This window comes from Rhodospirillaceae bacterium, assembly GCA_028819475.1.
Classification (GTDB): domain Bacteria; phylum Pseudomonadota; class Alphaproteobacteria; order Bin65; family Bin65; genus Bin65.
Map to the genome: position 1 here is coordinate 23,944 of JAPPLJ010000067.1, position 23,398 is coordinate 47,341.

Sequence of the window (23,398 nt, forward strand, 5' to 3'; positions counted from 1 at the left end):
AACAGGCTCCAACCCGTTCCCCATCGTCATTTCGACCGAGCGGAGCGAGCGGAGAAATCTTTCCGCACGATGCTTCGGACCGGGCACCGCACGGGAAAGATATCTCCGCTCCGCGGCCCTGCGGGCCGCTCCGGTCGATATGACGGCGACTATCGGCGAGCGCCCCGCCTCAGGCCGCCTTGTCAAGGGCCTGTTCGAGATCGGCGATGATGTCGTCGATATGCTCGATGCCAACCGACAGGCGGACATAGCCGTCCGTCACGCCGGTCTGGAGCTGCTCCTCCGGCGTCAGCTGGCTGTGGGTGGTGCTCGCCGGATGAATGGCCAGCGACCGGGAATCCCCGATATTGGCGACGTGGTAGAGCATCTCCAGCGAGTCGATGAACTTGCGGCCGGCCGCGCGGCCGCCCTTCAACTCGAACCCGACCAGGCTGCCGTAACCGCCGTTCATATACCTGTCGGCGCGGGCCCGGAATTCGCCGGACTGATGGCCGGGGAAGATGACCTTGCTCACGTCGCTGCGCGTCGCCAGCCAGTCGGCAACCTGCGCCGCGTTCTCGCTATGCTTCTGCATGCGCAGAGCCAGCGTTTCGAGACCGTTGATGAACAGGAAGGCGTTGAACGGGCTCATGCACGAACCGAGGTCGCGCAGCAGGGTCGTGCGCGCCTTGATGATGTAGGCGACCGGGCCGAGCGGCGCCGTCGCCTCGACCCAGACCGCGCCGTGATAGCTCGGGTCCGGGGTGTTGAGCGCGGGCTGCCGTTCCGCATGCTCGGCCCAAGGGAAGTTGCCGCCGTCGACGATCAGGCCGCCGATGGAGTTGCCATGGCCGCCGATATACTTTGTCGTCGAGTGGACGATGACCGCGGCGCCGTGCTCGATCGGCTTGCACAGGATCGGGCAGGCGGTGTTGTCCATGACCAGCGGAATGCCGTATTCGCGGCCGATGGCGGCGACCTCGGCGATCGGGAAGACGTGCAGCTTCGGGTTCGGCAGCGTCTCGGCGTAGATTGCCCGCGTGCGGTCGTCGATGGCAGCGCGGAAGGCTTCCGGATCGGCCGGATCGACGAAGCGGACCTCGATGCCCTGGTCCTTCAGCGTGTTGTTGAACAGGTTCCAGGTGCCGCCGTACAGATCGGTCGAACTGATGACGTTGTCGCCGACCCGCGCCAGGTTCTGGAGCGCGAAGGCCGAGGCCGCCTGGCCGGACGACAGGGCGAGTGCCGCCACGCCGCCTTCGAGCGCCGCGACGCGCTGCTCGAGCACGTCGTTGGTCGGATTCATGATCCGCGTGTAAATGTTGCCCAGCTCGGCCAGCGCGAACAGGTTCGACGCATGGTCGGTGTCGTTGAACTGGTACGACGTCGTCTGGTGGATCGGCACGGCGACGGACCCGGTCGTCGGGTCGGCGCGCCAGCCGTGATGAAGGGCGATGGTTTCAGGGTGTTGGCTCATGAATCCTTTTCCTGGCCTGTTGCGCGGCCCGGCGGGAACCCGGGCACGGTACTTGGAGCCGGTCTTGAATCCGGCAAATCCAGCCGGCAACGCCGGTCGGCCGGGCGCGGACAGAAAAGGAAAAAACGGGCAACAAAAAACCCGCTTCAGCGTTTCTGCCAGCGGGGCCAGATACACGGCGCCGCTTTAGCTGCATTTGTTATGCGCCCGCAAGCTGGTGCTCAAATCGGCGCAGCGTCGCAGGATGTAGCGGCAGCGGCACCGCTTGGCAAGAGCCAAGCCGCCTTGAAGGCTCCGGCCGCACCCCGCCGTGCGGCCGGCCGTCCGTCCCACCGTCCACCGGACCGTCCACCGGGCCGGCGGAGGCAGGCGGGCTGCTGTCGTATCAGGGCTCTGCGAGCCCGCCGTACCGCCGGTCCAGTTCGTCGAGAACGGCCAGGCCGCGGTCGGCATTGCCGCGTGCGGCGCGCATCCGGAAGCGCAGTTCGGTATCGTGTTCGGCCAGCGCCCGCACGGACAGCTCCTCCATCAGCTTGTTCAGGCTCAGGCCGCGGCGCGCGGCCATCGCCGCCAGCCGGTCGCGGTGGGCGTCGGGCAGCCGGATGGTCAGGGTCGCCATGTCAGCCTCTCCTCCTTCAGCAGGTCGCCCGGCGCGACGATGCGAAAACTGTCGAACGCCAGTTCTCCTGCCGCCAGATCCCTGGCGTTGTGAGTAACGATCGCTTCCGCGTTGCCGGCAACCGCGAGTTCGACGGGGTGGTTGTCGGCCTCGTCCGGCAGGTTCGGGCGCCAGAGAAAGACGATCTCGATCCACTGGCACGCTCCGAGAAACGCATCGAGCAGGGCTTCCCGGTCTTCCGGACCGACCGGCGCCGCGGCAAAGAGCTTTTCCCTCGACAGGACATCCTCATACTCCAGAAACAGGGCATTGCCGATCAAGGGCCGGTATCTGCCCGTCAGGCACCGCCGGAGAACCTCCCGCGCGGCGCCGTCGGGCGACAGGATCGCGGAGACGAGAATGTTCGTATCGACAACGATCCTGCGCACCATAATGTGACAGCATATATGCTGTCATGAAAGAATTCAACAGGGTAAAGACGGGACTTCCCGGTTCCGGCCACATCGGACGGCGGAGGTTTCGCCGGCCCGCCGTGCGGCCGGCGCATCGTTTCTGTCCGTTTCGCCTGTCGGGCGTCCGGCGACCTCGACCTTGCCGTGCGATGCGCCCGGCGCTATTGCCCGGTCGAAGCGCCCCGGAACCGGGCGCACCGGAGCACCGGAAAATGACGGGAGAAATGCGGGATTGGCCAGCTACGCGGAAGCGCTCGCTCTTCTACGGAAGGCCCTGGACGATGAATCGGCCGACTTTCGGGACGGCCAGTTCGAGGCCATCGACGCGCTGGCGAACCGGCGCGAGCGCATGCTCGTCGTCCAGAGGACCGGGTGGGGAAAGAGCTTCGTCTATTTCATCGCGACGCGGCTGCTGCGCGATCGGGGGCGCGGACCCACGCTGATCGTCTCGCCGCTTCTGGCGCTGATGCGCAATCAGATCCAGGCCGCCGAACGCCTGCGCCTGCGGGCGCGCACGATAAATTCGACTAATCGTGAAGAGTGGGCGGAAATCGACCGGGCGCTGCAGGAGGACCGTGTCGACATTCTTCTGATATCTCCCGAGCGATTGGCCAACGAGGATTTCCTCGAGAACACGCTCATGCCGATGGCGGGGCGTATCGGCCTGCTCGCGGTCGACGAGGCGCATTGCATTTCCGACTGGGGCCACGACTTCCGGCCCGATTACCGGCGCCTGGTGAACTTCTTGCGGCTCATGCCCGGCAATGTGCCGATCCTGGGGACGACCGCGACCGCGAACGACCGCGTGATCGCGGATATCAGGGCACAGCTCGGCGATATCGGCATCCAGCGCGGGAGCCTGCGCCGCCGCAGCCTCGCGCTCCAAAACATCCGTCTGCCGTCGCCGGTCGAGCGCCTTGCCTGGCTCGCCACGCATATGGATGCGCTGCCGGGTACGGGGATCGTCTACACCCTCACAAAACGCGATGCCTACCGGGTTTCGGGATGGCTGACCCGTAACGGCATTGCCGCCGAGGCCTACCACTCGGACGTTGCAGACGACCGCCGCCGCCACCTCGAAGACCGGTTGCTGGAAAACCGCATCAAGGCCCTGGTCGCGACGACCGCCCTCGGCATGGGCTACGACAAGCCCGATCTGGGATTCGTCGTGCACTTCCAGGCGCCCGGGTCCATCATCGGCTACTATCAGCAGGTCGGGCGCGCCGGCCGCGCTATCGACCGTGCGGTCGGGGTCGTCCTGTCGGGCGAGGAAGACGGCCGCATCCACGAATTTTTCCGGCGCACGGCCTTTCCGGACGAGGGGTGGGTAACCTCGATACTGGACGCTCTCGAAGACAGCGACGGGCTGAGCATCCGGGAACTGGAAACGGCGATCAACCTGCGCTACGGCCAGATCGAGAAAGCGTTGAAATTTCTCTCCGTCGAAAGCCCGGCGCCGGCGGTCAAGGTCGGCTCGAAGTGGCGGCGGACCCCGGTTCCCTACAGCATGGACCGCGAACGCATCCGCCGGTTGACCGGCCAGCGCGAAACGGAATGCGGCGAGGTGCAACGCTACATCGATCACCGCGGGTGCCTGATGGCGTATCTCGCCCACGCGCTGGACGACCCGGAGCCCGGACCGTGCGGAAAATGCGCTTCGTGCCTGGACCGCCCGGTCGTGTCGCCGTCGTATGATCGTGCGACCGCGCCGACCGCAGCGCGCTTTCTCGCCCGATCCGAACAGCCCTTGCGCTGCAAGGCACAAATTCCCAAAGACGCTTTTGCGGAATACAATTTGAGCGGAAGACTGCCCGCCGACTGGCGCGCCGAAACCGGGCGCGTCCTGTCCCGCTGGGGCGATCCGCCCTGGGGCCGCGCGGTCGCGGAAGACAAGCAGAAGGGCCGCTTTCGCGACGAGCTGGTCGAAGCCGCCGCCGACATGCTGCGCGAACGCTGGCGGCCGGCGCCCTGGCCGGCCTGGGTCGCCTGCGTTCCGTCCCGAAAGCGCCCCCGGCTGGTGCCCGACTATGCCGCCCGGCTTGCCCGGGCGTTGGACTTGCCGTTCGAGGAAACCGTGGTCAAGCTGCGCGACAACGAAGAGCAGAAGGCGCAGCACAATTCCTACCGTCAATGCCGCAATCTCGACGGCGTTTTCGCGATCGAGGACACGGTTCGCCCGGGTCCGGTGCTGCTCGTCGACGATGTTGCGGATTCGGGATGGACATTGACAGTGATATCCGTGCTCCTGAGACGTGCCGGCAGTGGGCCGGTCTGGCCGCTGGCCCTGGCGAGCGCGAGCATGGCGGGCTGATATGATCGCGGACCTCCGGACGCAGGCGGTGCTGCTGCTGACGGTCTCGCTCGGCAGAGCGGACAGGGACGGAGCGAAGCCGCTTTCGCCCAGTGAATGGGCGCGGCTGGCGGAATGGCTTGAGGACCGCGATCTCGACCCCGCCGCCCTGATGACGGGCGATCCCGAAGCACTGCTGTCGGGCTGGGTGGATCGGACAGTCACACCGGGGCGGCTGGACGGTCTTCTCGGCCGCGGCGCGGCGCTCGGTCTGGCGGCGGAAAAGTGGCAGCGCGCCGGTCTGTGGCTCCTGGCCCGGCCGGATCCGGGCTATCCGGCCCGTCTCGAGAAACGCCTCGAGCGAAAGGCGCCTCCCGTCCTGTTCGGCTGCGGCCGTGCGGTGCTCCTGAACCCGAATCGCAGCGGTCTTGCCGTCGTCGGGTCGCGCGGCGCCGGCGAGGAAGAGCTGGCGTTCAGCGGGAAACTCGGCGCGGCGGCGGCGCGCGACGGCCGCTCGATCGTTTCCGGCGGCGCGCGCGGCGTCGACCGGGCCGCAATGAAAGGCGCGCTCGACAGCGAAGGCACCGCCGTTGCGGTGCTCGCCGACGGTCTGCTGCACGCGGCGACATCCGCGCTCTACCGTCGCCCGCTCCTGTCCGGCGATCTGGCGCTGGTCTCGGCGGTCAACCCGGAGACGGGGTTCAATGTCGGCAATGCGATGGCCCGCAACCGCTACATCTACTGTCTGGCCGACGCCGCCGTCGTCGTGGCCAGCGCGCGTGGCAGCGGCGGCACTTGGTCCGGGGCGTGCGAGAACGCGAAAGAAGGCTGGGTTCCGCTCTGGGTCAGGCACACAAGCGATCCGAATTCGGGCAATCACGATCTGGTCGAACAGAAGGGCGCACGCCGGCTGCCCGACCGGCTGGACTCCCTGGCCGCCCTGTTCGAACAGCCGGACGCCGCGCCGGCGCCGGTTCCGGAGAGGGTATTCGGGGAACCGCAATCCCCCTATGCACCCGCGTCCGATACGCCTGTTTCGACAGCGAGCGCCGGGAAGGAACACCATGTTCCGACGGTTCCGAACCATCTGACATTCTATGGCCTGTTTCTGGCGAAGCTGACGGCGGCGACGGCCCAAGAACCGCTTTCCGGAGACGCGATCGCGCAACGCTTCGATATTGCGAAAACTCAGGCAAAAAAATGGCTTGCGCGCGGCGTCGCCGTTGGAAAGGTCGAAAGGGTGACGGGGCCGGTCCGATACCGGGCCCCGCCCCGGGAACACTCCCTGCCGCTGGACGAACCGCCGCCGGAGCCGTCGGCGCTGCCGGATCCGGAAATCGCATCGGCGGAATCGTTACATCGGACGGAATTTCAGGACTTGTTTCAGGCACGGTTGGATGAATTGACAGCCGCCGAACCGTGCTCCGCCGATAACGTCGCGCAAAGCCTCGTCGACGTTACGCGCCATCAGGTGCAAATTTGGCTCCGGCGCAGCGTCGCCGGCAACAAAATCCGCAAATCGGGAAAGCCGGTCCGATACAGCCGCCCCGAGTGACGGGGCGCGGCAATTCTCCGGCTTCACGATGCGGGGTTACGCGCCGCGCTCTCCCGGTCCTCGGCGATCATCGCCGCAGCCTTTTCCGCGATCATGATGGTGGGCGCGTTGGTGTTGGAGCCGTTGATGACCGGCATGATGCTGGCGTCGGCGACGCGCAGGCCCTCGATCCCGCGGACGCGCAGGCGCGGATCGACCACGGCCATGTCGTCAGCGCCCATCCTGCAGGTGCCGACCGGGTGGAACACGGTATCGCCGACGCTGCGGATCCAGGCGTCGAGATCGGCGTCGCTCTCGACGTCCGGGCCGGGCGCCCGTTCCCGCTCGATATAGCGGGCGATCGCCGGCTGGCGGAACACCTCGCGCAGGGCCCTGACGCCGGCGCGCATGGTGCGGCGGTCGCCCTCCGTCGCCAGGTAGTTGGCGTTGAGGCGCGGCGGCGCGAACGGATCGTCCGAAGCCAGCCACAGCCGCCCGCGGCTCTCCGGAACGGTCATGTGCACGCCGGCGTAGAAGCCGTGGTCGCCGTCCGGCCCCGGTTTCGCGAACGGCAGATGGGTCACGGGCTTCATGGCGGCAACGAAATTGAGCTGGATGTCGGGCGCCGCCAGTTCCGGCCGCGTGCGGATGAAGCAGCCGCCCTGCAAGGCGAATTCGGCCCCGAAGCCGCGCCCCCGCAGCAGGGCGTTGACGGTGTGCCAGGTGGCACGATCCAGCCGCAGCTCATCGTAGATGCCGACCGGCGCGTTGCAGGCGTATTGCATGCGCGCAACCAGATGATCGTGCAGGTTTTCGCCGACGCCGGGCAGGTTGTGCACGACGGGCACGCCGGCCTCTCTCAGCGCGTCGGCCGGGCCGATGCCCGACAGCAGCAGCAGTTGGGGCGAGGCGATCGCGCCGCCGGACAGCACGATTTCGCGCGCCGCGCAGACCTCGTGCATCCGGCCCTTGCTGCGATAGTGCAGACCGACCGCCTTGCCCCGCTCAAGCGCGATGCCGGTGGTATGGCAGCCGGTGCGCACCGTCAGGTTGGGCCGCTCCATTGCCGGCTTGAGAAAGGCCTGCGCCGTGGTCCAGCGCCGGCCGTCGCGGATCGTGAAATGGTAGCGGCCGAAACCCTCGCGCTCCGGTTCGTTGAAATCCTCCGTCACCGGATAGCCGGCCTGGGCGCCAGCCTCGATCAGCGCATCGTAGAGCGGCGCCGTGGCGCGGCCGGGCCGGACGGTGAGCGGCCCGCCCTTGCCGTGATGGTCCGCGTCCGGCCCCTGGAAATCCTCCGACCTGGTGAAAAAGGGCAGGACGTCGTCATAGGACCAGCCCGTGCAGCCCATCTGGCGCCAGCTGTCGTAGTCCAGCCGATGGCCGCGGGTGTAGATCATGCCGTTGATCTGGTTCGATCCGCCCAGCACCTTGCCGCGCGGCCAGTTCAGCCGGCGGCCGTCCAGGCCCGGCTCCGGCTCGGTGACATAGTTCCAGTTGTTGTAGCGCTTGCGGAACAGGATGCCGGCGAACATCGGCACCTTGTAGAGCGGCATCCAGTCCCGCCCGCCGGCCTCGAGCACCAGCACGCGGACGGAAGGGTCTTCGGACAATCGGGCGCCCAGCACGCAGCCTGCGCTGCCCGCGCCGACGACGATATAGTCGAATTCCTCGGCCATCGAAGAGATCGGGAGCGCCGGCCGTCGCTCAGTCGCGGATCGGTTGGGGTGCGGTGTCGCCGGAAATGCCGAGACGGCGGGTCCGGAAACCGTGCCAGCCGATCCACAGGGCCGCGGCGGCGATGGCGGGGCCGTAGACAGTTGGATCCGCCGAAATGACGAGGAGGGCCAGCGCCAGGCGCAGCCCGGTGTCCCACAACGGCAGTCCGGCACGGTCGAACCGCGCCAGCGCGCTCGCAAGCAGGTAGAGCGCGAGCACCAGCCGCGCGATCAGCCACAGCAGGGATGCCGCATCCACCGTGCCGTCATAGCCGGGCAGGTAGGAAACCTTGGTGCCGCTCGCCGTGGGATCCAGAAACGCTTCCTCGATCACGAGCAATTCCGGATAGACCGCGAACGCGAAGGGGATGACGAACATGACGATACCGGAGCGGACCGCGGAGAATCCGGTCGCCATCGGCTCGGCCTTGGTGATGGAACTGGCCGCGAAGGCCGCGATCGCCACCGGCGGGGTGATCGCCGACGCCACGGCGAAATAGAAGATGAACATGTGCGCGGTGAAGATGGAGATGCCGAGCCCGGCGAGAACCGGCCCCATCAGCAGGGCGACGTTCACATAGGCCGGCACCGCCGGCATGCCCATGCCGAGAAGCACCGCCAGCAGCATGGTCATGGCGAGCGCCATGAACTGGAACACGACGGAGCCGCCGGCGCCCAGGTTGAGGCTCTGCAGCCATTGCAGCACGTCGAGCGATATGAAGAAGGGCAGGCCGGTAAATTTCAGGCAGAAATCGATGATCGAAACCGCCAGGAACATGAGGTAGAGCGTGGAAATCAGGATACCGGCATTCGACAACGCATCGAGCAGTTTGCGCGGCCGGGCGCGCATTTCGGGATCGAGGAAGAGCAGGCAAATCAGCAGGGCGACGGCCCACCAGCCCGCGCTTCCGGCATCGCCGGCGGCGTTCTGCACCAGTTTCAGCAGCCACGGCAGTTCGGAGACCTTGCACACCCCCGCGGCAAAGACGCGCTCGGCGCCGAGCAGGCCGTCGAACCAGCCGCAGCCGACATTCTGCTTCGGCGTCAGCAGCAGGAACAGGATGATCAGGATCGGCCCGAAGATCATGATCAGGTTGTAGATGTCCTGGCGCGACAGGTGCATGTCCGGCGTCAGCACGCCCAGGGCTTCGATATTCTGTTTGCGCGACTGGAAGACCGCGGACAGGAAGAGGCAGAGGAAATAGGCGAACGCCGGGATGGCGGCGGCGACGATCACATCGCTGTAGGGAACCCCCGTCATCGCGGCCAGAACGAAGGCGGCGACGCCCATGACCGGCGGCATGATCGAGCCGCCGGACGAGGCCGCGGCCTCCACCCCGCCGGCGAACACGCGCGAAAAGCCCCGCTTCATCATCATCGGGATGGTCAGAACGCCGGTCGAGAGCACGTTGACGATCGGCCCGCCGGAGATCGTGCCGAACATCGCCGAGGACACGATGGCCGCATGCGCCGGCCCGCCGCGCAGGCGCCGCGTCCAGCGGAAGGCGAGCTTGATCAGCGACCGGCCGCCGGCCGAGGCGCCGAACAGCGATCCCAGGATCAGGTACGGGAAAATCTCGTTGAGCGTGATATCGATGAACCGGCCGAGCAGGCCGGATGCGTTGTTGGTCAGAATGTCATGGACCCGGGGCCGGCCGTCCGCCAGCGATCGCGGCTCGCCGCCGAGCTTGGTCACCAGATACTTGTCGATGTCCTGGGCGCCGTAAACGTACCAGATCAGGATGGTTACGATGGTGTAGGCGGCGATCAGAAGGGCGACAAGGACGAGCGGAAACCCCCAGACCTTGATGTTGAAGGTCAGGAAAACCATGATCGCGAGCCCGACGATCGCGACGATCCAGCCGCCCGTGGTGTACAGGCATTGCGGGTCTTCCACCGTCAGGGGCTCGGGCAGGCCGAGCATCTTGGCGGTCTCCTGCTCGACCTTCAGGCTCTCGGCGATCAGGCGCGCGCGGTCGCCGGTGATCCGGTCGATGAGGCAGACCGATTCGAACTCGACGAGGTAGGTGAGCGAGATGGCGATCGCCATCGTCACGAGCGCCAGGTCCATGAACAGGCCGAAACCGCGGCGCAGGCGGCTTTTGTCGGTCCAGGCGCGCCACATCGAATGATGCAGCGCAACCGTCAGCATCATCGCGGCGAAGTAGAGCGGATAATAATATTCGTAAGGGAATTTGCGGATGATGAAGCGGGGATTGCCCGCGATATCCCGCGCCAGATCGTCGAGGCCGGGTATTCCCGGCATCATGTTGATCAGGCCGACGACGACGAGCGCGATCGACAGAACATAGACAATACGATGACTGAGGCCGCGGCGGGCGGGGCCCGGAATGACATTTTCGGACACTTGTGCATTCGCCCGGTGCGGCGGAAAGGGTGCGGCGGGAGGGCCGCGGCGGAAACCGCGGCCCCGAAGCCGGTTCAGACTACGGTCTGGCGCAATCGGGAACCTTGTGGCCGGCTTCCTCCCAGGCCGCTACGGCGCCCGGATGGTATTTCACCGGTATCGGACCGCACATGCCGGTCTTCGCCGGGTCGATTTCGCCGAGGAAGATGTTCGCCATGTAGGGCGCCTTCGACGTGAACTTCTTCACGTTGGAGATCGCCGCCTTGGTGAGCGCCTTGGCCAGGTCGAAGCTCATCGACGTCTGGACCATCTCGGCGCCCGCCGTGCCCGGGGCGCGGTATGTGCCGTCCTCGGAGACGATGGTGAGCCCCTTGATCGGCTTGACGGTCTTGAGATCGATAACCCACGGGGCCGTTCCCGGCGCCTTGAGATATCTTTGCATGGCCTTGGAGTCCCACGCCTTCTTGGGCACCGACCACAGGGTGATGCTGCCGGAGCCGAGCGACCGCAGGATCCGGGTGTCCGGGAAGGTGATCGGCAGGACCATGGCGTCGCCGGTGCCGTCGGTGATGGTCTTGACCATCTGGCCCCAGTTGGACTGCACGCCCTTGTAGTCCTTGCCGTCGGAATAGCCGGTCACGATCCTCACGATCGCCCGGGCGATGTTCAGCGCCGCGCCGCGGGGCGGGCCGTTGACGATCGTCTTGCCCTTGATGTCCTTCCAGCCTTTGACGCTCGAACTGTCGAAGGCATAAAGCCCGTAGCCGCCGTAGGTGTAGGTGTAGAGCGCCGCCGTATTCTTGACGAGCTCAGCGCCCTTTTTCTTGCCGAGCTTGCCGTAGGGCCCGGCGCCGCGCGACAGCAGGAAGGGCAGGATGAGCGGGACCGCCGCGACATCCGTCTTGCCCTGGGCCAGGTTCTGAAGCGAGTTGGTCAGGGTCTGGCCCTCGGCGACCTGGAAATTGGCGATTCCCGCCGCCGAAGCCAGTTCGGCGAGGGTGGTGATCGTTGCGTGCGGCACGCCGCCGGGGCTGGCGGTCTCCGCGGTCAGGTTCTGCTGGGCGTTGGCCGAAACGGCGAACGCCATGGTCGCCGCCAAGGCGGTCAGTGCGAGTTTTCCGGACATGATTCCTCCCAAATTCTTTGCCCAATTCCGTTGCCCATTTCGTTGCCCATTTCGTTGCATGGTCAACGACCGGCTTTCTATAGCGGCATCGGCGAGGCCGGGAAAGTTGGATCGCGTTCGAGGCCGCAGTGCAGGCGTGCCGCGCACGATGCGGCTTTCGGCGCGGGGCCGCAGGCTGACCGGCTGCCGATCGGCGGGCGGGCCGCCAGCCTGAAAATTAACATGTTAAGTATTGCGCCGCGACGCGCTATGCCGCCGCAGAAACGCCCCACACCCTCCGGGCGAATTTGGGATAGGGGTCGGCGATATCCGGCGCCACGGTTTCGCGCAGGACGGCGAGGGTTTCCGCATCCGGCGGCGCGGTCTCCGGCACCGTTTCGGGAATGTCGAAATCGAAGCCCGTGTTGTCCCGCACCTCTTCGACCGTGCGGCCGGGATGCACGCTCGACAGCGTAAACCGCGCCCGCTGCCGGTCGAAGCGGAACAGGCACAGGTCGGTCGCCAGGGCGAAGGGACCGCCGGGCCGGTGGACGCCGGGCGGGCTGACGCCGGGCGCGCTGATGAAATCGACCGCCTCGACCATGGTGCGCCGGGAATGCTCGAGCCGGAACAGGATGACCTTCGGCACCATGAAATAGAGATAGGCGCTGCCGAACGAGCCGGACCAGCGCACCGTCTGCTGCGGATAGCCTTCGCCGACGCCGACCAGGTTGATGTTCGCCCTGCCGTCGATCTGACCGCCGGACAGGAAGAAGGCGTCGACCCGGCCCTGGCCGGCACTGTCGAACAGGTCGACGCCGCCGTCGGTCCTGTAGGCCGGGATTGTGGTGCCGATGATCGAGACCCGGGTGCGTTTGCCGGCCGCCCGGTCGCGGTGCCGGCGCAGCAGCGCCGCCGAGCCGGGGATCGGCGAGGAGACGCCGACGGCGATGTGGCCGCAGCCTTCGAGCAGATCGGCAATCGCCGCGATCAGCAGTTCTTCGAGGGCAAAGTCGGTAGACATCCGCCGCTATTCGGCCGCGACGGCCGGCGCATTGCCGTAGACAGTCTCGTCGAGCCAAGCGGCGAAACCATCCTCCGTTTTCGCCATGCCCGCATAGGCTGTGAACCGGCCGGCGTCGTCCTCGTACAGGCCGGTCACGCCATAGGGCCACGCGCCCCGCTCGGCGACCGCGACGCCGCCGATATACATTTCGGGGATCGTCGCCGGCGCCAGCGCTTCGTCCTGCAGCAGGTTGCCGTCATAAAGCCGTTCGCAGGTCACCAGCGTCGTCCGCGCGGCATGGGCCATGACCTTCAGTTCGGCCTGGCGGCCGATCCAGACGTTGCCGGACCGGTCGGCCAGCGGCGCGTGGAACAGCGCGATATCCGGCACGATCGCCGGCAGGGCGACGATGGGATCGTCTTCGGCGAATGGGTTGTCGACGATCCGGTAGTCGTCGCGATGGCGAACGATGTCGGAGCCGATCAGCCCGCGCAGCGGCATGAAGGGGATGCCCTTCTCGCCCGCCTGCAAGCCGGCGTAGACCGCCGGGCAGGTGCTGTCGATGACCCGGATTGCGCCGGACCGGACGGCGCGGCCGAAGCAGGGCGCCTGGCCGTATTCGCCCAGCGTCACGCCGCTGGTCTCGACCGTAGCGACGCAGCCGGCGCCGATCAGCATGTCGGCCTGGAGCCCGCTGGTCGGGACGGTCACCAGATGCAGGTCCCGCACGCCGCGCCGGATCAGCGCAAAGGTTGCCGCCATCGCCGCGCAGCCGCCTTCCGCCTTGAACACGGCGAGCTTGGCGCCGTCCGGCACCTCGGCGGCGAGGGCGTCGACATCGGCGAGAAGGACATCTGACATGGGGCGGCTCCGGTTCGTTGCGGCGGCGCCAGTGTGACAGGCCCGGCCCGCAAGCTCAATGGCGGCCGGCGGGCGGGAAAGCCGCCGTCCGGCGCATAGGGTTTACTCTCGATAACGTTTCAAACCCAAAAACATGTCGCCCCGGACGGAGCGAAGCGGAGATCCGGGGCCCAGAGCCACAGGCTACCGCCGTTCGGACGGCCTCTGAGCGCCGGATCGGGTCCGGCGCAACATTGTGGTTTCTTTTTGCAATGTTGACCTGTTGATGGCGGACGCTCGAACGCCCATTTTCATCGGTCCATAATCGACATGAACAAGGCCGGACGATGCGCACAACGCTGAACATCGACGACGATGTGTTGCAGGCGATCCGGGAAATCGCGAACAGCGAATCGAGACCGGCAGGCGCCGTGGTCTCCGACTTGCTCAGGCGGTCGCTGACCGGCGCCGGCCGAAACGACGCGGATGACAGCATGGATCAGCCCGTTGCAGAGTTCGGCTTTCGCCCCTTTCGGAAGCGCGGGGGCCGCTTCGTCACGAACGAAACGATCGACCGGCTGCGCGGCGAGGCTGGCGACTGATTCGCCGTTCGGAACCGCCTCGAAACCCGGAAATCAGGATCGACTATCCCACCCCCGCCTCCAGCGCCGCGAGCCGTTGCAGGCGGGCGAGGGGGCGGTCGCGGATGCCGTATTCGGCCAGGTGGGCGAGCGTGTTGTCGAGATAGGCGCGCGTCGTGCCGAGCGGTCCTGCGGCATGGGCCAGCGCATCCACCATCTCGGCCTCCGGCGGCCGGCCGGCATAGCGCGGATGGGCCGGGTTGATCAGGAAGGTCACCGCCCAGACCGGCCCTTCGCCGGTTGCGACGCGGCACCAGCGCGCCCGGTAGGCGTCGCCGAACATCTCGCGCCGCCAGACGATCCCGATCTCTTCGGCCACCGCCTGCGCGGCGATCCGGAACGCCATGCCGACGCAGGAGCCGCCGGGCTCCAGCCCCAGCATCAGGCCGGGCCGCTCCGGCGTGCCGCGCCCCAGATGGGTCCACAGGCAGAAGCGCCGGTGATAGCCGTACAGCCGCGCGATCCGCCGTTCGACGAAGTGGATCGCCGGGTTCCAGATCAGCGAGCCGTAGCCGAACACCCAGACATCGCCGCCCCGTGCCGGAGAGCCGCCGGGCCGGGCGGCCAAGGTCTCCCGCCACGACGCTTCCAGCTCCTCGTCCGACAGGATCGGCACGTCCGGCGCGTTCGCCCTGATATACTCCCGCAGCACGCCGCTGAGGATAACCTCGCGGGTCAGCCGGAATTCGCTCGCGTCGGTATCGCGCATCGGCAAGGGCTGTTCGATAGGAGGCGTTTCAGGAAGAACGCGGCCTTATAGGCGAGGACGGAGGGCGCGTCACCCGGCGCGGCGGTCCGGCCCCCTATGCAGGAGCCGCAAGCGTCAGATGCGGATCGCCGCCGCCTCGTTGCGGATCGCGCGCAGGACGGAGAAGGCGGTGAGGCTCGACGTTTTGGGATTGTCGGGCAGCGGCCTGCCCTCCATGCGCAGCGCCATCCGGCCGAACGCGCCTGTGGCTTCGATCTCGTGCACGTTGCCGGGCGCTTGCGGGTCGGCGACGATGCGCACGTCCGTCCGGTCGAAGCCGGCGCCGGCCAGCGCCACGGTCGCCGCCACGTTGGCGTTCTTCGGATAGGTCTGCGCGGCTTCGTCGGCCGGGCCCTCGAACAGGGTGAAGGGCGCGTCGAGCCGGTCGAGGTCGCACAGGGCTTCGCCCGGCGTGCCCTTCCAGGCCGGCGGCGGCTTGCGCGAGGTGTAGGTCACGCGCTCCAGCCCGCCCTGGCGCGCCGCGGCGAGCGCGTCGATGCCGCCGACCGCGCCGGGCGCGATCTCGGCCGTGCCGCAACCCTCCTCTGCGGCCCGTTCCAACTTCGCAAGCAGGGCCCGGTCCGCGAGCGCGCCGACCGAGACGACGAGCAGACGGTGACCGGCGCGCAGGGCCGGCACGCCGTGTTCGCCGAGCGCGCCGTGGCCCGCCGCCTCGACGATCAGGCCCGGCGGTTCGGCCAGCGCCGCGATGCTGTCGGTGACCTGAATGTCGGGGCCGAGCGCCGCCTGCGTCTCAGCGACCCGGGCCGGACGGACGATCACGGCGGCGATGCGGCAGGTCGCATCGTCCGCCAGCGCGCCGACGGTGTAGCGCCCGATCGCGCCGTAGCCGACGATGGCGACGGCCTTTTGCGCCCGGTCCGTCATGGTTTGCCCCCGCTCCCCTTTTCCCGCACCTTTTTCTCCCGCACAGGCGGGCCGGCGAAGGGCCGGGCGAACGGGCCGATGCCGGCCATGTCGACCTCCAATACCGCCGGGCCCTCGCCGTCCAGCGCCTTGGGCAGCAGCTGCCCGAACGTCTCGACGCTCGCGGCCTTCAGGTGGCGCACGCCCATGCTGGCGCACAGGGCGGCGAAGTCCGGCGTCAGCAGGTCGGCATAGTGGCGCCGGCCGCCGTAACGGGCGTCCTGGATGTTGCGGATCACGCCGTAGCCGCCGTCGTTCATCAGCAGGACGGTGACGGGCGCCTTCTCCTGCGCCGCCGTCGCCAGCTCGCCGAGATTGAGGGCGAAGCCGCCGTCGCCGACCAGCGCGACCGTCCGGCGGCCCGGTTCGGCGAGCGCCGCGCCGACCGCCATCGGCAGGCCCTGCCCGATCGCGCCGCCCAGCGAATGCACGCCCCGGCGCGAACCGGTGAGCGGCACCGCCCGGTTGCCCCAGATGCTGTTGCTAAGTGTAATGTCGCGCACCCACGGCGAACCGGCCGGAAAGTGCGCCTTCACCGCGTCCAGCACCGCGCTCCAGCTCTCGCCCAGATTGGCCGTCAGTCCGGCCTCCGCCGCCTGCCTCGCAGCGCCGAGATCGGCGGCGAACGCCGGGTCGAAGCGCAGCCGTCCGGTCAGCCGGTCGGCCAACCCGCCGAGCGCCGCCACCGCGTCGCCCCGGACGAAGCGCGCGGTCGTATAGCCACGGCCGTCCATCGACGGGTCGCAGTCCACGCGCCAGCGGTTTTCCGGCAGGCCCAGATTCCATTTCAGGGTTTCGTTGCCGCGCAGGCGCGAACCCACGACGACCAGGAGATCGCAGGTGCCGTAGAATTCCTCGACCGGCGTTGCGGCGTTGAACGCGCCGAGCGTCATCGGATGGGTCTCCGGCACGACGCCGCGGCCGTTCGTGCTGGTCACGATGCCGACGCCCATATCGGCCAGGCGCAGGGCCGCCGAGTCCGCACCGCGCGCGCCGCCGCCGAGCCACAGCACCGGCCGCCGCGCCCCGGCGACCGCCTCGGCCAGCGCATCCAGATCGGCCGGCGCCGGCCGGGTGCGAGCGATCTTCGGCGGCGCCGGCGACTCCGGCATGTCGACCGCTGCCGCCTGCACATCGATGGGAATTTCCACGCTGACCGGCCCGGCCGGCGGCGTCCGCGCGGTCCGCACCGCCTCGCGCAGCACGGCGAGCGCTTCTTCCGGCGCGCCGACCCGGAAGAACGCCTTGGATACCCCCTTCAGCATGGTCGGCTGGTCGGGCGCCTCGTGGATATAGCCCCAGCCGCGATCGAGCCAGCCGCGCTCGATCTGGCCGGTCAGATGCAGCACCGGCGAGCCTGCCGTGCGCGCCTCGACCAGGCTGCCGGCGGCATTGCCCGCCGCCACGCCGGTCGAGGTCACGCCGACGCCGAGACCGCCGGAGACCCGGGCGAAGGCGTCGGCCATGTTGAGCGCGCCGGCCTCGCCGCGCGCCGGCACGAAGCGCATCCGGTTGCCGCGCGCGAAGGCGTCGAGCACCGGCATGTTGTGGATCGAGATGACGCCGAAGGCGGTCCGCACGCCGCAGGCGTCGAGAAAGGCGGCGACCAGGTCGCCGACGGTCGACGGGGCCTCAGGCAAAGCGGGAAGTCCCGCCCGAGACTTCGAGCGCCGCGCCGGAGATGTAGGCCGCAGCCGGCGAGGCCAGGTAGACCACCGCCGAGGCGGCCTCATCCGGCGCGCCCAGCCGGCCGAGGGGAATGTTCTTCTCGACCGCCAGAGCCGCCATCCAGTCCTCCAGGCTCTGGGCCGGGTCGGACCTAGCTTCGTACCGCCGCTGCCACTGGCCCGAATAAACCAGCCCGAGCAGGATGGCGTTGACCCGCACCCCGTCGGGCGCGAACTCGACGCTCATGGACTTGACGAGATTCTGGACGCCGGCGCGCAGGGCCGCGGTGCAGACCATGTGCGACTCCGGCTGGCGCGCGAGCAGGGAATTGACCACGACGATGCTGCCGGCCGCGCTTTCCTTCAGCGCCGGCAGGAAGGCGCGGGTCGGCCGGATGACCGAGAAGAATTTCAGGTCGAACTCGTCGCGCCAGGCGTCGTCGTCGGTATCGGCGAAGGTGCTGACCCGCCCCTGCCCGGCATTGTTGATCAGGATATCCAGCCCGCCGAAAGCCTCCAGCACCCGGCCCTGCATCGCCGCGACTGCCGCTTCGTCCCGCACGTCGCAGACGACGGGCAGCACGGCGTCGCCGAACCGCTCATGAAGCGGCGCGGCGGCGGTCTCCAGCCGGTCGGCGCTGCGGCCGCACAGGGCGACCCGCGCGCCGTCTTCGAGCAGCAGCCTCACCGTCGCCAGGCCGATGCCCGACGAGCCGCCCGTCACCAGCGCCCGCTTGCCCGACAGTCCCAGATTCATCGGGCGGCCCCCCCGAGAGGATCGGCGAGCGGATCGGCAAATCCGGCGAGCAGCGCGTTGAACGCGTCCGGCTGCTCAATGTACGGCAGATGTCCGGCGCCGGGGATCAGCGTGAAGCTCGCCTGGGGCCGGCTGGCGGCGATCTCGCGGTTGGTGTCGGGCGGCGTCACCCGGTCTTCCGCGCCGCAGACCACCGCCATCGGCCCGTCATAGTCCGCGACCTCGGCCATCAGGTCGCCCATCGAGAGCGCCCGGGCGGCCCGCCGGTAGCCGACCGGGCGGATTTCCGCGGTGATGCCGGCGACGGTGTCGCGCAGCTCCTCCGGCACGTCGGGCGCCAGCAGGTTGCCGGCGCGGGCCTGCGCCATGCCTTCGACGCCCAGCCGTTCCAGCGGTTCCAGCCGGGCGCGCAGTTTTGCTTCCCGCTCCGCTTCGGAAAGCCGGCCGTGGCCCTGGGCGGCGTCGGACAGGAACAGGCCGGCGACCCGCTCCGGCGCGATATTGGCGAAGGCGGCGGAGAACAGCGCGCCCAGGGAATTGCCGCACAGGATCGCGCGCTCGATCTCCAGCGCGTCGACCAGGTCGCGCAGGACCAGGGCGTAGTCGCGCGGAACCGGCGTTTCGCTGTCCACGTCGGTCGATTGTCCGTAGCCCGGCGCGCCCCAGGCGATCACCCGGTAGCGATCAGCGAAGGCGGGAAACTGGTGAATCCAGCCGCGCGAGGCCGAGCCGATGCCGTGCAGCAGGAACAGCACCGGCCCGCTGCCCGCCTGCCGGATTTCGACCCGGCGGCTTCCGATCTGGACGATTTCGATTTCGGGAAGGGACATCGCTAGTTGAATACAAACCCCCCGTTGACGGGCAGCACCTGCCCGGTGACGAAGGCCGCGCCTTCGGACAGCAGATACATCACCGCGCCGACGACATCGTCGGGATGCTGCGCCCGCGGCATGGCGCGGCCGGAGACGTAGAGGTCCTTGCGCGCCTGCGCCACGTCTTCGGTCGCCTCGACCATGACCAGGCCGGGCGCGACCGCGTTGACGGCGATGCCGTCGGGCCCGAGTTCGCGCGCCAGCGAGCGGGTCAGGGCGATGATGGCGCCCTTGCTCGACACATAGTGCAGCAGCTTCGGCGCGCCCCAGAGCGCGGTGTCGGACGCGAGGTTGACGATGCGCGCGCCGCCCTCGGCCTTGCGCAGCAGCGGCGCCAGTTCCTTCACCGCGAGCCAGGTGCCGCGCACGTTGACGGCCATGACCCGGTCCCAGGCCTCGACGTCGATTTCCTCGAAGGTCTTCCCGCCCACGCCGGCCGCGATCGCGCCGTTGTTGACCAGCCCGTCGAGCCGGCCGTAGCGCGCGGCGATGTCCCGGCCCAGGGCGGCGACGCTCGCCGGATCGCCGAGATCGACGGGCATGAACGGAGCGTCGACACCGCGAGCCGCCAACGCCGCGGCCGTCTCGCGGCCCCGGTCCTCGACCAGTTCCGCAACGATCACCGCGGCCGCGCCCTCCACCGCCGCAGCCTCGGCAAACGCCCGCCCAAGCCCGCGCCCGGCCCCGGTAACCGCCACGATCTTGCCGTCGAGGAGGCCCATCAGGATTCTTCTCCGAAAACCGCAAGTATCCGCCAACGGACGCTTTCCTGTTCCTCCCCCTCTTCAGAGGGGGAGGCCAGGTGAGGGTGCCGTGGCGCCGGCACGGCCTTTCCGGCGCGGGGACACCCCCATCGACCTCGCTGCGCTCGGCCACTTCCCCCTCTGAAGAGGGGGAAGGACAACTTTGCGGCGGCCTGGCCCGTTTCGCAGGGGAATCCCTGGGGCAGCGGGATTCGGTTGGCATCGTAGGGGAGGGTTTGAAACCCTCCCCCACGGCGTTGCGTGCACGCTCGGCGTCCGCGCACCGAGATGCGTGCGCCTTTCCGGAACGAATACTCCATGCCGCCCCGGACGGAGCGCAGCGGAGATCCGGGGCCCAGGTCCGCAGAAAGGGGCATCCGGCTATTCGGCGGCGAGCGGCGGCGAGGCCCGGCTCTTCAGGTAGTCCCGCGCCCGCCTTTGCAGCAGGCGGCGCAGGTGGGTGACGCCGATATCGTGCTGGTAGAGCAACTCGGCCTCGGGCGGCTCCATCTGCTCGATCACCACCCGGTCCTGCTCCAGCACATGCCAGTGCCGTTCCTCGAGCCGGCTCTTGTACATGAAGCGCCACAGGTCGCGCTGCCAGCCCTCGACCTTGCGCAGGCGCCAGAAGAAGACTTGGCAGGCGTCCGCATCGACCGGCGTGACATAGCCCAGGATGCGGAACATGCCGCCCGGCCCGGCGCCCGGCGGATAGGGCAGGTCGAGGCGGACCCAGTCCGCACCCGTGGAATGGAACTCGGTCCAGTCGAAATTCCTGCCGACCTGTTGGGTGCGCCGGACGGTGAAGCCGTCGCCGGTGCGCTCGATCTCCATCTCGTCCGCGCCGGAGCCGTAGGCCAGCGTGTAGCTCTTGGCGTGCAGATAGGTGCCGTGCATCGGGTCGACGACATTCTCCAGGGCGTAGAGGTAGCTGCCCTGCCACGTCCCGGTGCACAGGAAATGCGACCATTCCGGATCGTCGAATTCCGGTGGGAAGGATAGCGGCGCCGGCTCGCCCTCCCCCATCCAGGCGAAGATGCAGTCCGCCTTCTCGACCGCCGGCCAGGTCTGGACGCCTTGCATGCCTTCCAGCTGGCAGCCCGGATAGGCCGGCACGCGGACGACCGTGCCGTCGCCGTCGAACTGCATGCCGTGATAGGTGCAGGTCAGCAGCCCGTCGATGACGTGGCCCTGGCTGAACCGGGCGCCGCGGTGGGGGCAGCGGTCGGTGTGGACGCGGACCGCGCCGTCGCCGTCGCGCCACAACACGAGGCGCCGGCCCAGACGGGTGATGCCGACCGGCTCGTCCCTGACCCAGTTCGCCGGCAGCAGGGCGTACCACTGCTCCGGCAGCCCGGTTTCGAGGAGGGCGTCGATCTCCGCGCCGGTGGTCATGCGTCTTTCCCCTACCGTTTCGCGTTGCCGCCGCTCAGCCGCGCTTGACCGACGCCAGCGGGTGGTCCGGCGGATAGGTCGGAATCTGCGGCTTCGAGGCGCCCAGCATCACGCACATCAGGGCTTCCTCGTCCCACTCGTTGAGCAGCCCGCGATAGACGCCCGGCGGCACCGAGATCAGGTCGCGCTCGCCCAGCTCGGTCTCCCAGCGCTCGCCCCCGTCCTCGAAGAACAGGCGCACCCGGCCGCGCAGCATGAAGAAGACCTCCTCGACATCGTCATGGACGTGCAGCGGTCCCTCGCAGCCCGGCGGCAGCACCATGGTCGAGAAGGTGAAATGCTCGGACGGCACGGTGTTGGCGTCGCTGTCCACGCCGGTGCCGCCGGTGCCCATGTAGCGCATCTGGGCGCGCCGGTATTTCGGATCGAAATCGGCCTGGAATTTCAGCGCGTCCCAGTCGTAGGTCCGCGTGGCGTAGCGGGCGATGCGGGTCTCGATCCGCGCCGCCAGCGGCTCCGCCGCCGTCTCGACCGGAGCGGGACCGGAATCGGGGGCCATGCCTGTCTCCCTCGCTTTTTTCCCGTCAGCCGGCGATGTCGCCGGCGGCTCCCCCGGCCGGCCTTTGCGGCGCGTAGCGCAGCACCGCCCGCTCGGCCAGGATCACCAGAACATACGCCAGGATGCCGATCACCGTAAGCAGAATGATGGTGACGAACACCCCGGCCGTGTTGGCGCCGCCCTCCGCCTTGGCCAGTTCCGCGCCGAGGCCGACATTGCCGCCGACCAGCTCGGCGACGGTGACGCCGATCACAGCCAGGGTCGCGCCGATGCGCAGGCCGCTGAACAGGGCCGGCAGGGACCACGGAAACTCGATCTTCCAGAAGATCTGCGCCCGGGTCGCCTTGAACAGGCGGGCGAGGTCGATCATCGACGGATCGACGCTGCGCACCGAGGTCAGCACGTTGATCAGCACCGGGAAGAAGACGATCAGGATCGCGGTCAGGATGCGCGGCGTGATGTTGTAGCCGAACCACATCACGAACAGCGGCGCGAAGGCGACCTTGGGCGCGATCTGCAGCGCCAGGATATAGGGCGAGGCGACGACCTCCATCAGGCGCGACATGCCGAGGACGTAGCCCATCACGGCGCCCATCAGGCAGCCGAGGCCGAAGCCGACGATGACCTCGAAGCAGGTGATCAGCGTGTGGCGCAGCAGCTCGCCGTTCACCCACATATGGACGCCTTCCTCGAACACTGCGGACAGGCGCGGGATGTTGTAGGGCGCGATGCCGAGCAGGGGCGGTCCCCATTCCCAGCCGGCCAGGAAGGCGACGAGCGCCAGCGCGCTCAGCCAGACCTCCCGGCGCTGGACGGCGGACGCCAGGCTGAACCGGGCGGATTCCGCCGGCGCCCGGTCGGGCGTGACCGCGAGCGGGGCGCCGTCCGCCATCAGACGGTCTGCTCGACCGTGCCGATGTCGAGCAGCGACATCAGCCGGGCGGTCATGGGGCCGATCTTCTCGTGCTGGCGCCGCCGCATCGGATCGTCTCGGCCGGGAATGTCGACCGGGATCTCCTCGATGATCCGGCCGGGTCGGCGCGACATGACGAGCACCCGGTCGCTCAGCGCCAGCGCCTCGACCAGGTCGTGGGTGATCAGGAAGGCGGTTTTCCTCTCTTCCGCCACGGTCTGGGCCAGGTCCTGCTGGAGCACCATCTTGGTCTGGGCGTCGAGCGCCGAGAAGGGCTCGTCGAGCAGCAGCACGTCCGGGTCCATCATCATGGTGCGGGCAAGCGCCGCGCGCTGGCGCATGCCGCCGGACAGTTCGTGCGGATAATGGTTGGCGAAGCCGTCCAGATGGTAGCGGTGGAGGAATTTCCGCGCCCGCTCTTCGCGTTGCGCCGCGTCCATGCGGCGGATTTCCTGGCCGAACTCGACATTCTTGCGGATCGTCCGCCAGGGCAGCAGCAGGTCTTTCTGGAGCATGAACGCGACATGCTCGTTCGGCCCGCTGACCGGTTCGCCGTCGACGAAAATCTCGCCCTGGGACGGCCGGTCGAGGCCGGACGCCAGGTTGAGCAGGGTGCTCTTGCCGCAGCCGCTCGGCCCGATCAGCGCGACGACCTCGCCATCCGCGATGTCGATGCTGACGCCCTCGACCGCGAGCACGCCCTCGCTGCCGGTCCGGCCGCGCACCGGCGGGAAATAGCGCGAGACATCCTTGAAGCTGAGCCGGAGCATGGGCGCCAGAAGCGGTCC

Annotated in this window: 20 protein-coding genes, 1 pseudogene and 1 riboswitch; of the genes and pseudogenes, 3 read left to right on the plus strand and 18 right to left on the minus strand. The window is 68.4% G+C overall.

Annotated features, from left to right (window positions below; genetic code table 11):
• Window positions 1-169 precede the first annotated feature (169 nt).
• The 3 genes from OXM58_20140 to OXM58_20150 all read right to left on the minus strand — a co-directional run bounded on the left by OXM58_20140 (window position 170) and on the right by OXM58_20150 (window position 2,506).
• Window positions 170-1,456 (minus strand): aminotransferase class I/II-fold pyridoxal phosphate-dependent enzyme, encoded by a 1,287-nt coding sequence (locus OXM58_20140; GenBank protein ID MDE0150674.1) that lies wholly within the window; start codon window positions 1,454-1,456, stop codon window positions 170-172.
• A gap of 165 nt (window positions 1,457-1,621) precedes the next feature.
• Window positions 1,622-1,699: riboswitch (SAM riboswitch) on the minus strand.
• Between the two features lie 142 nt (window positions 1,700-1,841).
• The gene (locus OXM58_20145; GenBank protein MDE0150675.1) at window positions 1,842-2,075 is read right to left on the minus strand and encodes a hypothetical protein; all 234 of its coding nucleotides are present in this window, start codon (window positions 2,073-2,075) and stop codon (window positions 1,842-1,844) included.
• Window positions 2,063-2,506: a putative toxin-antitoxin system toxin component, PIN family gene (locus OXM58_20150; GenBank protein MDE0150676.1), complete on the minus strand. Its 444-nt coding sequence runs from the start codon at window positions 2,504-2,506 to the stop codon at window positions 2,063-2,065. The genes OXM58_20145 and OXM58_20150 overlap by 13 nt, the downstream gene beginning before the upstream one ends.
• A 253-nt stretch (window positions 2,507-2,759) precedes the next feature.
• Between OXM58_20150 and OXM58_20155 the strand changes: the two genes are divergently transcribed.
• Window positions 2,760-4,838 (plus strand): RecQ family ATP-dependent DNA helicase, encoded by a 2,079-nt coding sequence (locus OXM58_20155; protein ID MDE0150677.1) that lies wholly within the window; start codon window positions 2,760-2,762, stop codon window positions 4,836-4,838.
• 1 nt (window position 4,839) lies between these two features.
• Window positions 4,840-6,372: a DNA-processing protein DprA gene (locus tag OXM58_20160; protein ID MDE0150678.1), complete on the plus strand. Its 1,533-nt coding sequence runs from the start codon at window positions 4,840-4,842 to the stop codon at window positions 6,370-6,372.
• Window positions 6,373-6,395: 23 nt separating this feature from the next.
• Here the strand turns inward: OXM58_20160 and OXM58_20165 are convergent, their stop codons facing one another.
• The 5 genes from OXM58_20165 to OXM58_20185 form a co-directional block, all read right to left on the minus strand.
• Window positions 6,396-8,030 (minus strand): choline dehydrogenase, encoded by a 1,635-nt coding sequence (locus OXM58_20165; GenBank protein ID MDE0150679.1) that lies wholly within the window; start codon window positions 8,028-8,030, stop codon window positions 6,396-6,398.
• 28 nt (window positions 8,031-8,058) lie between these two features.
• Window positions 8,059-10,437 carry a TRAP transporter large permease subunit gene (locus tag OXM58_20170; protein ID MDE0150680.1) on the minus strand — a complete coding sequence of 793 codons (2,379 nt, stop codon included), beginning with the start codon at window positions 10,435-10,437 and terminating at the stop codon, window positions 8,059-8,061.
• 79 nt (window positions 10,438-10,516) lie between these two features.
• On the minus strand, window positions 10,517-11,563 hold the full coding sequence (locus tag OXM58_20175; protein MDE0150681.1) for a hypothetical protein: 1,047 nt from the start codon (window positions 11,561-11,563) through the stop codon (window positions 10,517-10,519).
• A gap of 247 nt (window positions 11,564-11,810) precedes the next feature.
• Window positions 11,811-12,566, minus strand: coding sequence for a CoA synthetase (locus tag OXM58_20180; GenBank protein ID MDE0150682.1), 756 nt, complete (start codon window positions 12,564-12,566; stop codon window positions 11,811-11,813).
• A gap of 6 nt (window positions 12,567-12,572) precedes the next feature.
• Window positions 12,573-13,409, minus strand: coding sequence for a CoA synthetase (locus OXM58_20185; protein ID MDE0150683.1), 837 nt, complete (start codon window positions 13,407-13,409; stop codon window positions 12,573-12,575).
• A gap of 326 nt (window positions 13,410-13,735) precedes the next feature.
• Between OXM58_20185 and OXM58_20190 the strand changes: the two genes are divergently transcribed.
• Window positions 13,736-13,990, plus strand: coding sequence for a hypothetical protein (locus OXM58_20190; protein MDE0150684.1), 255 nt, complete (start codon window positions 13,736-13,738; stop codon window positions 13,988-13,990).
• 43 nt (window positions 13,991-14,033) lie between these two features.
• Here OXM58_20190 and OXM58_20195 read toward each other — a convergent pair whose 3' ends face one another.
• From OXM58_20195 to OXM58_20240, 10 genes and pseudogenes are all read right to left on the minus strand, one after another.
• On the minus strand, window positions 14,034-14,738 hold the full coding sequence (locus OXM58_20195) for a gamma-glutamylcyclotransferase (protein ID MDE0150685.1): 705 nt from the start codon (window positions 14,736-14,738) through the stop codon (window positions 14,034-14,036).
• A 114-nt stretch (window positions 14,739-14,852) separates the two neighbouring features.
• Window positions 14,853-15,665 (minus strand): aspartate dehydrogenase, encoded by an 813-nt coding sequence (locus OXM58_20200; protein ID MDE0150686.1) that lies wholly within the window; start codon window positions 15,663-15,665, stop codon window positions 14,853-14,855.
• Window positions 15,662-17,344 (minus strand): thiamine pyrophosphate-binding protein, encoded by a 1,683-nt coding sequence (locus OXM58_20205; GenBank protein MDE0150687.1) that lies wholly within the window; start codon window positions 17,342-17,344, stop codon window positions 15,662-15,664. Before OXM58_20205 ends, OXM58_20200 begins: the two co-directional genes overlap by 4 nt.
• On the minus strand, window positions 17,337-18,128 hold the full coding sequence (locus OXM58_20210; protein MDE0150688.1) for an SDR family oxidoreductase: 792 nt from the start codon (window positions 18,126-18,128) through the stop codon (window positions 17,337-17,339). The genes OXM58_20205 and OXM58_20210 overlap by 8 nt, the downstream gene beginning before the upstream one ends.
• Window positions 18,125-18,958 (minus strand): alpha/beta fold hydrolase, encoded by an 834-nt coding sequence (locus tag OXM58_20215; GenBank protein MDE0150689.1) that lies wholly within the window; start codon window positions 18,956-18,958, stop codon window positions 18,125-18,127. The genes OXM58_20210 and OXM58_20215 overlap by 4 nt, the downstream gene beginning before the upstream one ends.
• 2 nt (window positions 18,959-18,960) lie before the next feature.
• On the minus strand, window positions 18,961-19,722 hold the full coding sequence (locus OXM58_20220; GenBank protein MDE0150690.1) for an SDR family oxidoreductase: 762 nt from the start codon (window positions 19,720-19,722) through the stop codon (window positions 18,961-18,963).
• Between the two features lie 402 nt (window positions 19,723-20,124).
• On the minus strand, window positions 20,125-21,138 hold the full coding sequence (locus OXM58_20225; GenBank protein ID MDE0150691.1) for a Rieske 2Fe-2S domain-containing protein: 1,014 nt from the start codon (window positions 21,136-21,138) through the stop codon (window positions 20,125-20,127).
• Between the two features lie 34 nt (window positions 21,139-21,172).
• Window positions 21,173-21,637 (minus strand): annotated as a pseudogene (locus OXM58_20230) (cupin domain-containing protein).
• An 85-nt stretch (window positions 21,638-21,722) separates the two neighbouring features.
• Window positions 21,723-22,589 carry an ABC transporter permease gene (locus tag OXM58_20235; protein ID MDE0150692.1) on the minus strand — a complete coding sequence of 289 codons (867 nt, stop codon included), beginning with the start codon at window positions 22,587-22,589 and terminating at the stop codon, window positions 21,723-21,725.
• On the minus strand, window positions 22,589-23,380 hold the full coding sequence (locus OXM58_20240; protein MDE0150693.1) for an ABC transporter ATP-binding protein: 792 nt from the start codon (window positions 23,378-23,380) through the stop codon (window positions 22,589-22,591). The genes OXM58_20235 and OXM58_20240 overlap by 1 nt, the downstream gene beginning before the upstream one ends.
• Between the last annotated feature and the right edge of the window lie 18 nt (window positions 23,381-23,398).